The organism is Nostoc sp. C057 (assembly GCF_013393925.1).
GTDB lineage: Bacteria > Cyanobacteriota > Cyanobacteriia > Cyanobacteriales > Nostocaceae > Nostoc > Nostoc muscorum_A.
Map to the genome: position 1 here is coordinate 123,583 of NZ_CP040281.1, position 13,772 is coordinate 137,354.

11 protein-coding genes are annotated in these 13,772 nt (G+C 43.5%); 9 read left to right on the plus strand and 2 right to left on the minus strand.

Translation table 11 applies throughout. From position 1 onward, the window contains the following. On the minus strand, positions 1 to 1,605 hold the full coding sequence (gene metG, locus FD724_RS00430; RefSeq protein WP_179071216.1) for a methionine--tRNA ligase: 1,605 nt from the start codon (positions 1,603 to 1,605) through the stop codon (positions 1 to 3). A gap of 379 nt (positions 1,606 to 1,984) precedes the next feature. On the opposite strand from metG, the gene FD724_RS00435 reads away from it, so the two are divergent. The 9 genes from FD724_RS00435 to fabD all read left to right on the plus strand — a co-directional run bounded on the left by FD724_RS00435 (position 1,985) and on the right by fabD (position 11,541). Beyond that, the gene (locus FD724_RS00435) at positions 1,985 to 2,710 is read left to right on the plus strand and encodes a 1-acyl-sn-glycerol-3-phosphate acyltransferase (protein ID WP_114080229.1); all 726 of its coding nucleotides are present in this window, start codon (positions 1,985 to 1,987) and stop codon (positions 2,708 to 2,710) included. An 89-nt stretch (positions 2,711 to 2,799) separates the two neighbouring features. Further along, on the plus strand, positions 2,800 to 3,627 hold the full coding sequence (locus tag FD724_RS00440) for an alpha/beta fold hydrolase (RefSeq protein ID WP_179071217.1): 828 nt from the start codon (positions 2,800 to 2,802) through the stop codon (positions 3,625 to 3,627). Positions 3,628 to 3,721: 94 nt separating this feature from the next. Beyond that, entirely contained in the window at positions 3,722 to 4,318 is a 597-nt protein-coding gene (locus FD724_RS00445) for a Uma2 family endonuclease (RefSeq protein WP_179071218.1), read from the plus strand. Between the two features lie 156 nt (positions 4,319 to 4,474). Continuing rightward, complete coding sequence (locus tag FD724_RS00450; protein ID WP_179071219.1) at positions 4,475 to 5,641, plus strand: EcsC family protein; 1,167 nt, start codon at positions 4,475 to 4,477, stop codon at positions 5,639 to 5,641. 795 nt (positions 5,642 to 6,436) lie between these two features. Beyond that, positions 6,437 to 7,918: a leucyl aminopeptidase gene (locus FD724_RS00455; RefSeq protein ID WP_179071220.1), complete on the plus strand. Its 1,482-nt coding sequence runs from the start codon at positions 6,437 to 6,439 to the stop codon at positions 7,916 to 7,918. Between the two features lie 121 nt (positions 7,919 to 8,039). Next, positions 8,040 to 8,372 (plus strand): hypothetical protein, encoded by a 333-nt coding sequence (locus tag FD724_RS00460; RefSeq protein WP_179071221.1) that lies wholly within the window; start codon positions 8,040 to 8,042, stop codon positions 8,370 to 8,372. 56 nt (positions 8,373 to 8,428) lie between these two features. Further along, entirely contained in the window at positions 8,429 to 9,451 is a 1,023-nt protein-coding gene (gene plsX / locus FD724_RS00465; protein WP_179071222.1) for a phosphate acyltransferase PlsX, read from the plus strand. 119 nt (positions 9,452 to 9,570) lie between these two features. Beyond that, positions 9,571 to 10,563 (plus strand): beta-ketoacyl-ACP synthase 3, encoded by a 993-nt coding sequence (locus tag FD724_RS00470; protein WP_179071223.1) that lies wholly within the window; start codon positions 9,571 to 9,573, stop codon positions 10,561 to 10,563. Positions 10,564 to 10,644: 81 nt separating this feature from the next. Then, entirely contained in the window at positions 10,645 to 11,541 is an 897-nt protein-coding gene (gene fabD, locus FD724_RS00475; RefSeq protein ID WP_114080221.1) for an ACP S-malonyltransferase, read from the plus strand. Here fabD and FD724_RS00480 read toward each other — a convergent pair. Further along, positions 11,507 to 13,702 carry an ATP-binding protein gene (locus tag FD724_RS00480; protein WP_218651489.1) on the minus strand — a complete coding sequence of 732 codons (2,196 nt, stop codon included), beginning with the start codon at positions 13,700 to 13,702 and terminating at the stop codon, positions 11,507 to 11,509. The two genes, fabD and FD724_RS00480, sit on opposite strands and share 35 nt — an antisense overlap. Positions 13,703 to 13,772 lie beyond the last annotated feature (70 nt).

A 13,772-nucleotide genomic window follows, 5' to 3' on the forward strand; every position in this document is an offset into this window, starting at 1 on the left:
CTAATCGTTTTTCGGGGGTTCTATTCGCTTAAAAACTGGTTGGAATGTACCCAACTGTTGTTTACTAGATAGTATCCCCCATGTCGCATGGGTGGCAAAAGGAGCGGTCACTGAACTTTGTATTTGATCGTTGAAGTCTATTCCAAAGCCCAGTTGTTGATAAATATCGCTACTGATGTTTGGAATAATTGGGGAAAGCAGATAAGCTGCCAGTCTAACTGATTCTAGAACTGCGTAGAGAACTTTTTCCACGGACTCTTGCTGTCCCTGTTTATATAATGACCAAGGAGCTTGTTCATCAATAAACTTATTACTGGCTTGTGCCAGTGAAAGGATAGCGCCGCAGGCTTGACTGAAAGCTAGTTCCTTATATGCTTCTTTCACCTGTTCCCCTAGACGTAAACCTATTGTTTTCAAAGGATTTTCGTCAGGAATTCCTTCATTGCCGATTGATGGAACATTATTGTCAACGCAGTATTTCTTCACCATGCTCAAGGTGCGATTGAGCAAATTACCTAAATCATTTGCCAAATCTGCATTCAGAACATTAATGAACCTTACTTCATTAAAATCTCCATCTTTGCCAAATTCGATTTCCTTAAGGAAGTAATAACGAACGGCATCACTACCATAGCGTTGAACTAACGAAACAGGATCAAGGGTATTACCCAGACTTTTACCCATCTTTTGACCATCTTTAGTCAAAAAGCCATGCCCAAATACTCTTTCTGGCAAGGGTAAGCCAGCTGACAACAACATTGCCGGCCAATAAACTGCATGGAAGCGTAAAATATCTTTACCAATTAGGTGCAGGTTGATTGGCCACCATGTTTCTAAAGCATTTGCTAAAGTTGGTTCTGCATCTGGTTCGAGTAATGCCGTGACATAACCTAACAGCGCGTCAAACCAAACATAAAGGGTGTGTTTGGAATCAACTGGTACGGGAAAACCCCAATCTAGATTTACCCGTGAAATAGAAAAGTCTTGCAGCCCTTGATTGACAAAGCTGAGGACTTCATTGCGCCGACTTTCTGGTTGAATAAAATCGGGTTTAGATTGATAAAATTCTGTCAGCTTATTTTGATATTTAGATAAGCGGAAAAAATAGTTTTGCTCGTCTCGCCACTCAACTTCTTTGTTAGTATGAATCGGACAACGATGTCCTTCTAGTAGATCCCGTTCTTCTTTGAATTCTTCACAAGATACGCAATACCAGCCTTGTTGTTGTCCTTGGTAGATATCACCAGATTCCCAGACTCGCTCAAAGAATTCTTTGACGATCGCTTCATGACGAGGTGCAGTTGTCCGACTAAAGCGATCGTATTTAATGTCTAGTAACTGCCACAAACTAACGAAACTAGGGACAACTTCATCGCAAAACTCTTGTGGCCCTTTGCCTAAACTTTCCGCCGATCGCTGAATTTTTTGCCCGTGTTCATCTGTACCTGTAATTAGTAATACCCGATATCCTAGTAATCTATGAAATCGTGCTACTACATCTGCTGCGATCGTCGTATAAGCACTGCCTATATGGGGGACATCGTTTACATAATATAGTGGTGTTGTCAGTGCAAATGTTTTTTCTGTTTTATTCACTAGATTCATACAAAATAAAAATTAACTTATTAAAACCTTTTGCTTCTTACTTTTGTGGGAAAAACCACGCAATTATACAATAATATTTCCATTTTTTCCAATAACACCTTAATAGTAGCAAATTTATCAGGTCAAAAATTGTTTTGTAATATGTATCTATTCAAATCATTTTTGCCTATATGAGGAAAAGTAACTAATCATAATTTTTTTGAATACTTTCTATTAGAAATTATTGTGATCGAGAATACATAATGCAGAATGCAGAAAACTTAGCTGGTTTTGTAGATCAGATATTTCTATCTTAAGACGGTCATGGCAGTAGTAAAGAAATGTAAAAATTAAGTTAAGATAAACCGCCATATTTACCGGAAAAATATATTGATTAGGTATGAGTCGAAATAGCCCCCTAGAGATTTCTCGCGCTTTGGTGGCGGCACTCTCAACACAAATGTTTCGCTATTATGAGGATCGCATTCCCCAGGATGCTAGCGTTTTGGTAGTCAGCAATCACCGCAGCTTCATGGATGCACTGATATTAATGGCAGCGTTATCAAGTCCGATTCGCTTTGCTTGCCACCACTATATGGGACAAGTGCCAGTAATGCGGGAGATTGTCACCGATCAATTGGGGTGTTTTCCTTTGGAGGAAACTCAAAACCGCCAACAAAGCTTTTTTTCGCAGTCGCAGTTGCTATTGCAGTCTAAGCAGATGGTGGGAGTATTTCCAGAAGGGACTGCACCAATGGTGAAATTTACTCAGCCAAACCAGGTGGGTGAGTTTCAACGGGGATTTGCCCATTTAGCATTGCGAGCGGATGTGCAGGATTTAGCAATTTTGCCGATCGCGATCGCTTCCCTAGAAGAGGTAAACACGAATGGTTTTCCCTTAAGGCTTTTGAGTGTATTTGACCCTTCAGAACCTTTATTTAATCAAGCTGGTTGGCATCCTTTGGTAATTTATCGTCGGGTTGCGGTGTTAATCGGTCGCCCTTATTGGATAACACCCCAACATCAAAAAAAATATCACGGGAAACAAGCCAGAACTGTTGTGGCTGAACTGACAGAACACTGTCATGGTGAAATTAGCCATTTACTGCGTCAAGGTTGCTATTAGAGCTATTCGATTTTGGATTTTGGATTGTCGGAACAATTAACAGTTCAAAAGTTTTATACCATTGACTAATGACCATTGACCAATGACCAATGACTATCTCTGAAGTTGAGTTAAAGCCTTGTTTCCTGACTCCTAAACGAGTACAGCCAGAGTATCCGCTATTGGTATATTTACCGGGAATGGATGGAACAGGTCAATTATTGCGATCGCAGACTGCTGGATTAGAAACTGGCTTTGATGTCCGTTCTTTGGCACTCCCCCGGAAAGACCTTAACACTTGGGATGTGCTAACAAAAAGTGTATTGGACTTAATCGACGCTGAATTAGAAAAAAGCTCTCACAGGTCAGTTTATTTGTGTGGTGAGTCCTTTGGTGGTTGCTTGGCAATGAAAGTAGCGATCCAAGCACCCCATTTATTTAAGCGAACTATCTTAATTAACCCAGCTTCGTCCTTTCGTCTTCGCCCTTGGTTGAGTTGGGCATCTCAACTTACTTACTTAGTGCCATCAGAATTGTATGATGTTGGCGCACTGGGGTTGTTGCCGTTTTTGGCATCTTTGCCTCGCATTTCTCGGAGCGATCGCCATGAACTGCTGAAAACCATGCGTTCTGTACCAGCAGAAACTGTTCTGTGGCGATTGTCTTTACTGCGAGAGTTTGAAGTTGATGAGGAAAAGTTAAGTCGCTTAACTCAACCAGTTTTGTTAATTGCTGGTGGTAGCGATCGCCTTTTGCCTTCTGTAACAGAAGTGAAGCGGATAGGGAATATCTTACCAAATAACAAGATTGTGGTGCTGCCTGAGTGCGGACACGCTTGCTTGCTAGAGCAAGATATTAATCTCTATGAAATTCTTAAAGATAACGACTTTTTAGAAAATAATGCTGATATCAGTACAAGGCTAGAGGTGAGAGGATAGGGTGAGCGCCCTGCTCCCAAAAAGAAGTTAAAATCAACAAACTGCTTTTCTACGCCGGAATTATTTCTCATCTGGAAACAGACTGGAGACTCAAATGACCCCAGCAGCCATCGCTACACCCCGTCAGGAATCACCCCTGTTGTTTGAGGGACTGACTTGGAGAGAATTCAAAGCAGTTGAGCAGTTGCTAGACCGTCCAGGATATAGGCTCTCTTTCCTGAATGGAGTTTTGGAGATCCGAAGAAAGCCTGGAGAACCACACGAAACCGTTAAGAAAAGAATTGCTGCATTAGTGGAACTGTACTTGCTTGCGGCTGGGTTTGACTTTATTCCCACTGGCTCAATGACCTTGGAAAGTGAAGTGGGTGCTGTCAAGCGTGAGGCGGATGAATCTTATAAACTGGCTCCAGATCGAGTGCGTCCCGATCTGGTGATTGAAGTGGCGTTTACAAGTGGCGGTATCGACAAGCTGGAGGCATATAAGCGGCTCTTGATTCCAGAAGTGTGGTTTTGGGAAGATGGTGTGTTAGAAGTTTATCACCTGCGGAAAGAGGACAAGGCACTTCACTATGAGAGGGTTTCCAGTAGTGAGGAGGTCAAAGGAATCGATCTGGATTTGTTGTTACGTTGCATTCTTATGGTGAATCATGTGGATGCCATCAAGACTTTTCAGCAGGCGCTGCAAAAATAGCTGGCGATCTGCTTTAATTTCTAATTGTGTGATGCCTGCGGCAACCCAGAAGAAAATAGTTAATCTTCAACTGATATTTACGTTTATAGAGAGATGTAGAGCCGCTCATAATTCGCTACAAGTTTAGAAAGAGGCTTTACAGCATGGTGTCAAGTAATGGCAGACAAATCCCCACAAGAAATAGTAGTGAATAAATCAGTTAATTCACCTAATGAAACTTCAGAAATAGAGATCCAGGCTCAATCATCAGTAGAAAATGAACCGTCTGTATTAGAGTCTTTTGTTCAAACTGTTGCTCAAACTGGCAAAGCAGTTTTAGATACAGCATTAGAGGTACGAGAAGCGACAGCGAAACAAACACACAAGTTAATTGAGCAAACAACTCAAACCAGTGGTCAGGTTGTGAATCGCCTCAGCGAGAATTGGTTGATTAGAAAACTATCTGGAGTATTAAATCTAAATTGGCTAATTGGTACTACTGATGCTGTTGATTTGGAAAAAGCAGAAGCTGCGGTAAACAAGCTCAAACAAAAGTATCCAAATGAATCACCTAGTGAGATTGCTCACCGAATCATGGTGGAAAAAGCGACTCAAGCAGGCACTGTTGGACTAGCCACTAGTATTTTGCCAGGAGTAGCAATTGCATTGTTGGCAATTGATTTAACAGCGACAACAAAATTGCAGTCAGAAATGCTTTATCAAATTGCATTTGACTACGGGCTAGATTTAAAAGATCCTGCCCGTAAAGGAGAAGTCTTAGCAATTTTTGGTCTGGCTTTGGGTGGAGGTCGTCTTTTGAAAGCTGCGGGATTAGGATTACTGCGAAATGTGCCTTTAGCGGGTGCTGCGATCGCAGCTAGTTCAAATGCAACAATGATCTATTCATTGGGTTATGCTGCTTGTCGATTTTACGAAGCCAAGCTAGATGAATCAACTTCCCTAGCATCGCCACAGACTCTGGCAACATTAAAAGCAGAAAGTGAAAAGTATCTCGAAAGTGCGATCGCTCAAGAAGCCGTCATGGATCAAATCTTAGTTCACATGATTCTGGCTAGCCATCCAGATAAGACTTTGGAAGAAATTTTGCCAGAATTACAAGCTGTAAAACTCAGTCCTACCTCGTTGGATGCCATTGCCCAAAATATCAAATCACCTAAGTCTTTAGATATACTGCTCAATCAGCTGAATCGTGATTTTGCTATACCCTTGCTCGTTCAGTGTGAAAAAATTGCCCAGCTTGACAATAAGACTACACCTCTTGAGCAAGAAGTAATAGCAGCGATCGCCAGAAAATTTAACATTGATACAAGAATTGGGGCATAGAGAATGGGGAATGGGGAATAGGGAATAGGGAATGGGGAATAGGGAATAGGGAATAGGGAATAGGGAATAGGGAATGGGGCAAGAAGCAGGATGTAAAAGAATCTGACTTTTTGCGGCATCTGGAAAACCTCTCTCTAAATCTCTCTCCTAAAAGGAGAGAGACTTTGAATTTTCCCCCTTCCCGCGTCGGGAAGGGGGTTAGGGGGTTAGGTTTTTACCTGACTTTTCCACATAACGCGAAAAGTCAGGTAAAAGAATGGAGATCATAGCTTCATTAACGAGTATAAAAGCCTCGTTAATGGAGTTCTGAGGTGGATTCACGAGGATAAAAGCCTCGTTAACGGAGTTCTGATATGGATTCACGAGTATCAAAGACTCGTTAACGGAGTTCTGATGTGGATTCACGAGGATAAAAGCCTCGTTAACGGAGTTCTGATGTGGATTCACGAGGATAAAAGCCTCGTTAACGGAGTTCTGATGTGGATTCACGAGGATAAAAGACTCGTTAACGGAGTTCTGATGTGGATTCACGAGGATAAAAGACTCGTTAACGGAGTTCTGATGTGGATTCACGAGGATAAAAGCCTCGTTAACGGAGTTCTGATGTGGATTCACGAGTATAAAAGACTCGTTAATGAGTACTACTTGCACTAATTCACTAAATTATAGCTACCGCTCCCTGATCCGCAATGCCCAATGCCCAATGCCCCATGCCCAATACCCATTCCCCTCATCCTGAAACAAGAAATTTGAGCAATACTGGTACAGGAAGGAATATTTACATAAAATCCCAAAATGACAATTCAACCTAGTGATAAGCCTTTGCTAGAGTGGGCAGGCGATAGTTTGGCAATAGGATTATTTGAAGATGCAGTAGAGTTAACCGGAGAACTAGCAACTTTAGATCAAAAGTTTTCCGGGGTCTTAAAAGAACTAATTGCGGAAGAAGAATTTAAAGGTAAAGCCAACAGTACAATTTTCACTCGTGTGAATCCTGGTAGCCCAGTGCGTAAATTGATTCTGGTAGGATTGGGTAAACCAGATGCACTCAAACTCGACACTTTGAGACGCGCTGCTGCTGCGGTAGCCAGAGTAGCAAAAAAGCAGAAAAGCAAAATTTTGGGATTTAGTTTCCCATTATGGAATAACGATCCAGCCGCAAGCGCCCAAGCGATCGCAGAAGGTGTTGAATTAGCACTTTATCAAGATATTCGTTTTAAATCAGAACCAGAAGATAAAGGTTCGCAAATAGAAAGCATCGATTTACTAGGTTTCGGTGGACAAGAAGCAGCCATAACTCTCGCCAATCAAATCGTTTCCGGGGTAAATTTGGCACGGGAGTTAGTGGCAGCACCAGCCAATGCGGTAACACCAATTACTTTAGCCGAAACTGCCCAAGCGATCGCTAAAGACCACGGTTTACAAGTAGAAATTCTCGAAAAAGAAGACTGTGAAAAGTTGGGTATGGGTGCTTTTTTGGGAGTATCGCAAGGTTCCGAGTTGCCACCTAAATTTATTCACCTGACTTACAAACCAGAAGGTACACCGAAAAAGAAACTAGCAATTATTGGCAAAGGTGTAACCTTTGATTCCGGTGGACTGAATATTAAAGGTGCTGGTAGCGGCATCGAAACCATGAAAATGGATATGGGCGGTGCAGCTGCTACCTTGGGGGCGGCAAAAGCAATTGCTCAAATTAAGCCAGATGTTGAAGTTCACTTTATCTCGGCGGTAGCTGAAAACATGATTAGCGGTCGCGCCATGCACCCTGGAGACATTCTCACCGCATCAAACGGCAAAACAATTGAAGTGAACAACACCGACGCAGAAGGACGTTTAACCCTTGCAGACGCCTTGGTGTATGCTGACAAATTGGGATTAGATGCGATCGTGGATTTAGCCACCCTAACCGGTGCTAACGTCATTGCCTTGGGTGATGATATTGCAGGTTTGTACACTCCCGATGATGACGTAGCTTCCCAGATCGAAAAAGCTGCCCAAACTTCAGGGGAAAAGATTTGGCGGATGCCAATGGAAGAAAAATATTTTGAAGGGCTAAAGTCTGGGATTGCGGACATGAAAAATACAGGCCCGCGTCCAGGTGGTGCCATTACTGCTGCTCTTTTCCTCAAGCAATTTGTCAAAGAAACCCCTTGGGCGCACATAGATATTGCTGGCCCAGTGTGGGCAGATAAAGAAAATGGCTACAACGGCGCAGGAGCAACCGGCTACGGCGTTCGGACGCTAGTTAACTGGGTCTTGGGGATTGAAGAGTAGGAAATAGGAGGCAGGGGAGCAGGGGACAAGGGGACAAGGGGGAATGGCACGCTTGAAAAGCTGAAACCTCCTTGCTGGCATGGTGTGGGAGGACAGGGAAGGGTGGGAGGTGTGGGAGGCAATGCAGCGTTCATTGATGTGCAGTTATTCAATTTCTCCTCTTTCTCCCCACCCTCCCCACACCTCCCACACTTCCCCCACTCCCCCCACTCTCCACACTCAAAAAGCAAGTTATATCAGGGCTTTGCGATTAACAAGCGTGCCATTCGGGACAAGAGGTGAGAACTTGAAACAAGTCTTTCCCCTTGTCCCCAATTCTCCTTGTCCCCAAGTCCTCTTCCCAATTCCCCATTCCCCATGCCCCATGCCCAATGCCCAAATTCGTGCTATCTTGAGCTTGCCAGCAAAAATTGTTGCAATAGTAACAGAAGTAATTTGGCAGTCAGAAAGTTAAGCTTTTTCGGCAAAGCCATCTGGTAAAATTTATAAGGTTTCTAAAAGCTCTGAGCAATGGGATCGACTCGCGTACGGATCGCAATTGACGCAATGGGAGGGGATCACGCACCCGGTGAAATCGTTGCTGGCGCACTGCGAGCAAAGGAAGAATTGGGTGTAGAGATATTACTTGTTGGTGATCCCCAACAAATAGAAGCTGCCTTGCCGCCAAAAACGAATTTAGCGCAGGTGGAGATCGTTCCTGCTGAGGAAGCGATCGCAATGGATGAGGAGCCTTTAAATGCGGTTAGACGCAAACGCAAGGCTTCTATCAATGTGGCAATGGATTTAGTCAAGCAGCAAAAGGCAGATGCCGTATTTTCTGCCGGTCATTCTGGGGCAGCTATGGCATCGGCTTTGCTTCGCTTAGGGCGATTGCCGGGAATTGATCGTCCAGCAATCGGGACTGTTTTTCCGACAATTGTTGCTGGTAAGCCAGTGTTGGTTCTTGATGTTGGGGCAAATGTAGATTGCCGCCCGAAGTTTTTAGAGCAGTTTGCCGTCATGGGATCGGCTTACAGTCAGTATGTCTTAGGTACAAATGAACCGAAAGTGGGTTTGTTGAATATCGGTGAAGAAGACTCTAAAGGCAATGATGCAGCCGTCCGCGCCCATCAACTGCTCCGCGAAAATTCTCAAATTAATTTTATTGGCAATGCCGAAGGGCGTGATGTGCTTTCCGGTCACTTCGATGTAATTGTCTGCGATGGCTTTGTGGGCAATGTACTGTTAAAATTTGCCGAAGCAGTTGGAGAAGTGATTCTGCAAATTCTGCGGGAAGAATTACCCCAAGGATTGCATGGTCAAATCGGTTCAGCATTCTTAAAACCAAACCTGAAGCGAGTTAAGCAACGCATGGATCATGCAGAACACGGTGGTGCTTTGTTGTTAGGCGTGGCAGGAGTTTGTTTTATCGGTCACGGTAGCTCACAAGCACCTTCAATTTTCAATGCTATTCGCATGGCCAAAGAAGCTGTTGACAACCAGGTGCTACAACGAATTCAGTCCCAATATATCCTAGAGCGCGAAAGCGGTTAGTCATTAGTCATTAGTCATTAGTCATTTGTCAAAGACAACTGACACAGGACAAATGACACAGGACAAATGACAAAGGACAAATGACAAAGGACAAAAGCTGATAGCTTGGGAGATTAGGAGTGGAAAACTTAGGCATAGCAATTACCGGAAGTGGCTCGGCAGTACCAGCAACTTCCCTACACAACCAGACATTAACTGAACTAGTTGAAACATCAGACGAGTGGATTGCCACAAGAACGGGAATTCGCCAACGACGATTAGCGGTGTCATCTGAGTCCTTAAGTGGACTAGCTGCTGCCGCCAGTAGTCGCGCGATCGCAGCTTCAGGAATTAGACCAGAAGACCTAGACCTGATTTTGCTAGCGACTTCCACCCCTGATGATTTGTTTGGTAGTGCTTGTCAAGTACAGGCTCAATTAGGAGCTACCAACGCAGTCGCCTTTGACTTGACAGCAGCCTGCTCTGGCTTTGTGTTTGGTCTGGTTACAGCAGCCCAATACATTAGAACAGGTGTCTATAAAAATGTACTGTTGATAGGGGCAGATATCCTCTCTCGCTGGGTAGATTGGCAAGATCGTCGCACTTGTGTATTATTCGGCGATGGTGCAGGAGCAGTAGTATTACAGGCTTCTAAAAGCGATCGCTTATTAGGATTTGCCCTTAAAAGTGATGGCACTCAAAACCATCACCTTAACCTTGCTTATGCAGCAACTTCCCAAGAATTACTCCTCGGTGTAAATATCACTAAAGGTACTTATCAACCTATTACCATGAACGGCAAAGAAGTCTACCGCTTTGCTGTGCAAAAAGTGCCAGAAATTATAGATAAAGCCTTATTTCAAGCTAACCTCAAAGTTGACCAAATAGATTGGCTAGTGTTACATCAAGCTAATCAGCGCATTATAGATGCCGTTGCTCAACGCCTAAATATCCCAGAACATAAAATCATAAGTAATCTCGCCCAGTATGGTAATACCTCTGCTGCTTCCATTCCGTTAGCTTTGGATGAAGCAGTGCGACAAGGTAAAATTAAACCCAATGACATCGTTGCGACATCCGGCTTTGGTGCCGGTCTTACTTGGGGCGCGGCAATCTTTCAATGGGGAAGATAAATATTTTGTCATTTGTCATTAGTCATTTGTGAATGACCAATGACCAATGACAAATGACCAATGACCACTGACTATTGACAAATGACAAAAACTGCATGGGTGTTTCCCGGACAAGGTTCCCAAGCGCTGGGAATGGGAATGGATTTATTAGATATACCGTCCGCTAAAGACAAGCTTGCCAAAGCTGAGGATATTTTGGGCTGGTCTGTAACTGAAATTTGTCAAACTCAAGAAGAGAAGTTATCACAGACGCTATATACTCAGCCAAGTCTTTATGTGATAGAAAGCATTCTTGCCGATCTTCTCCGAGAACGAGGACACCAGCCAGATTTAGTTGCTGGTCACAGTTTGGGGGAATATACTGCTCTTTATGTAGCGGGTGTCTTTGAGTGGTCGGCTGGTTTATATCTAGTAAAGCGTCGTGCAGAACTCATGGATAATGCCGTCGGTGGGATGATGGCAGCTTTGATGAACTTTGACCGCGAACAGTTGGAAAAAGTCATTGCCCAAACGCCTGATGTGGTTCTAGCAAATGATAATAGTTCGGCTCAGGTGGTAATTTCAGGCACGACTGAGGCTGTACAAGCAGTGATGACTCAAGTTAAAGCCAAGCGTGCTATTCCCCTAAAAGTTTCTGGAGCATTTCACTCACATTTAATCGCACCAGCAGCTGCGGAATTCCAAGACATTTTAGAATCTGTGGAATTTCAACCAGCTACTGTGCCAGTCTTATCTAATGTAGAACCAATTCCGTCTATTGATGCCGAGATTTTAAAGCAGCGCCTCAACAAACAAATGACCGGTTCTGTAAGGTGGCGAGAAATTTCTTTGCAATTACCAGCTAACGGTATCCAGCGAGTAGTAGAAGTTGGCCCAGGTAAAGTCTTAACTGGCTTGATTAAACGTAGTAGCCCTGATTTGATTTTACAAAATATCCAGAGTGCTACTGATTTACCTGTTGCTGTTGAATCTTTTTAGCTTTTAGAGGTAGGGTGACAACAAATTCTGCACCCAATCCTTGTGTGGAATTACAATTAAGTTTACCTTCATGCAGTTCAGTCACAATTTGATAGCTGATAGTTAAACCTAATCCAGATCCTTTACCCACATTTTTAGTTGTAAAAAAGGGGTCAAATAACCTTGTTATAATTGTGTCTGGAACTCCAAGACCATTATCTGCAATGGAAATCATGATTTGGTTTTCAGATACCAAGCAAGTATGAATCCAAATTGTGTTGGGATGCGAAGCAATTTCTGTAGGCGTGCGCTGCTGATTTGCATCTTCTAAGGCATCAATAGCATTAGACAGAATATTCATAAATACCTGATTGAGTTGTCCAGGGTAGCAGATCGCCGGAGGCAATTTACCATAGTTTTTTAGCACTTCTATTGCTGGACGGTGTGGTTGATCTTTCAGACGATGTTGCAAAATCAATAACGTACTATCAATGCCCTCATGAATATCAACAGCCTTAAATTCAGCTTCATCTAAACGGGAGAAATTGCGGAGTGATAGCACAATTTCGCGTATGCGATTGGTGCCAATTTTCATCGAAGACAGCATCTTGGGTAGATCATCTCGAATAAATTCCAGATCAACTTCTTTAGCCTCAGTTTGAATTTCAGCGACTGGATTGGGATAGTGATACTGATACAGTTGAATAAATTCCAACAAATCTTGGGCATAATTTTGTATATGGGTGAGGTTGCCGTGAATGAAGTTGACAGGATTATTAATCTCATGTGCCACACCTGCCACCAGTTGCCCCAGGGCTGACATTTTTTCACTCTGGATCATCTGGGCTTGAGTCCGACGTAGTTCTTCAAGTGTCTTTTGTAACGTTGTTGTTCGCTCCTCAACCCGTAGCTCTAACGCATTGTTTACCTGTTCTAATTGAATGAAAGAAGTCTTTAACTGACTTGCCATACTGTTGAAAGAACTAGCAAGTCCTCCCAGTTCATCCTGTCGCGTGGTATCAAGAGCGATCGCAAAATCACCGTTAGCAAGTTGGTTACTAGCGGCGGTTAATTGCTGGAGGGGTTTAGCGATTTCTTGGTGCAACACCGACAAGAGCAACAACACTTCAACCAGCAGCGCCACTGCACCAGAAATTAAGATAAATTGAGCCATATCCCATGCTTCCCCCGATAGCAGTGATTTGGGATAGACTGTGACAAAATACCAATCTGGGCCTTGTAAGCGAGTCACTGCTAAGTATTCACGGTCTTGGCTATTTTCCAGGACGTGGGTTTTGGATTTAGTGGTTGTCACTAGCTGAAAAATGCGGTTGAGATGAGGATCGTTGATTGTATCGATTTTTAATTGACCCTGAGCTTGCTGAATTTCCGCAGTGCGTTGGGGGTGGACAATTAAACGACCGTCTGAGCGAAAAATTAGATTGTAGGTGCCCGGTAATTGATCCTGGATCGTATGCTCCATCAAATCGGTTAAGACCACATCATGTCCTACAACGCCCAGGAAGCGATCGCCATCATAAACAGGTACACTTGCCGAAATCATCCAGACTTTAACACTGAGATCGAGATAAACACCTGTCCACTTCGGCGATCGAGACGGGTTATGCTGAGGATCGGCAATATAGAAAAATTCCTCTTTCGGCATATAGAAATCAGGCGGTGTCTCCAACAAGATCGGCATACCTTTCCAATAGGTTGTCGTTGCATTTTCTCGTCTCACGAAATAAGTATCAACAAACTGATTAGACCAAGCAGATCCGTAGGCACTAATCAGCGTGTTAGCCGTTAGTAGTTGCTGCTTTAGTTCTTTAGTAATTTGCACATTTTGACCAATGAACGATCCAGCATATCGAGTAGAATCAAAGTCTTTGCGCGGTCGATTTTGGGGAAAATTGCGTTTAGTACCATCGTTCCAGGAAAAATATTGCCGCTCAAATTCAGCCTGAAAATCATTAGTGGGTTGCTTGAATTCCTGCAAAAGGCGATCGCGCAGCAAAGTGAGGTTATCCTGTGCAAGTTTAAAGATGTTGCTTTCATACTGTCCTCGAGCGCTGATGTACTTTTCTAGCTGGACTTGGGTCTGGGCTTCCAAGCGGGACATGACATGGATATAGCTCACCCCAGCAGAGACGAGTACCACCACAGTTACTCGCAATGCCATATTGATTAGTGTTTTGTAGGTAAGTGAGGTAGGGCGATTCTTAACGAAACGGACAAACCTAAAAAGCAAC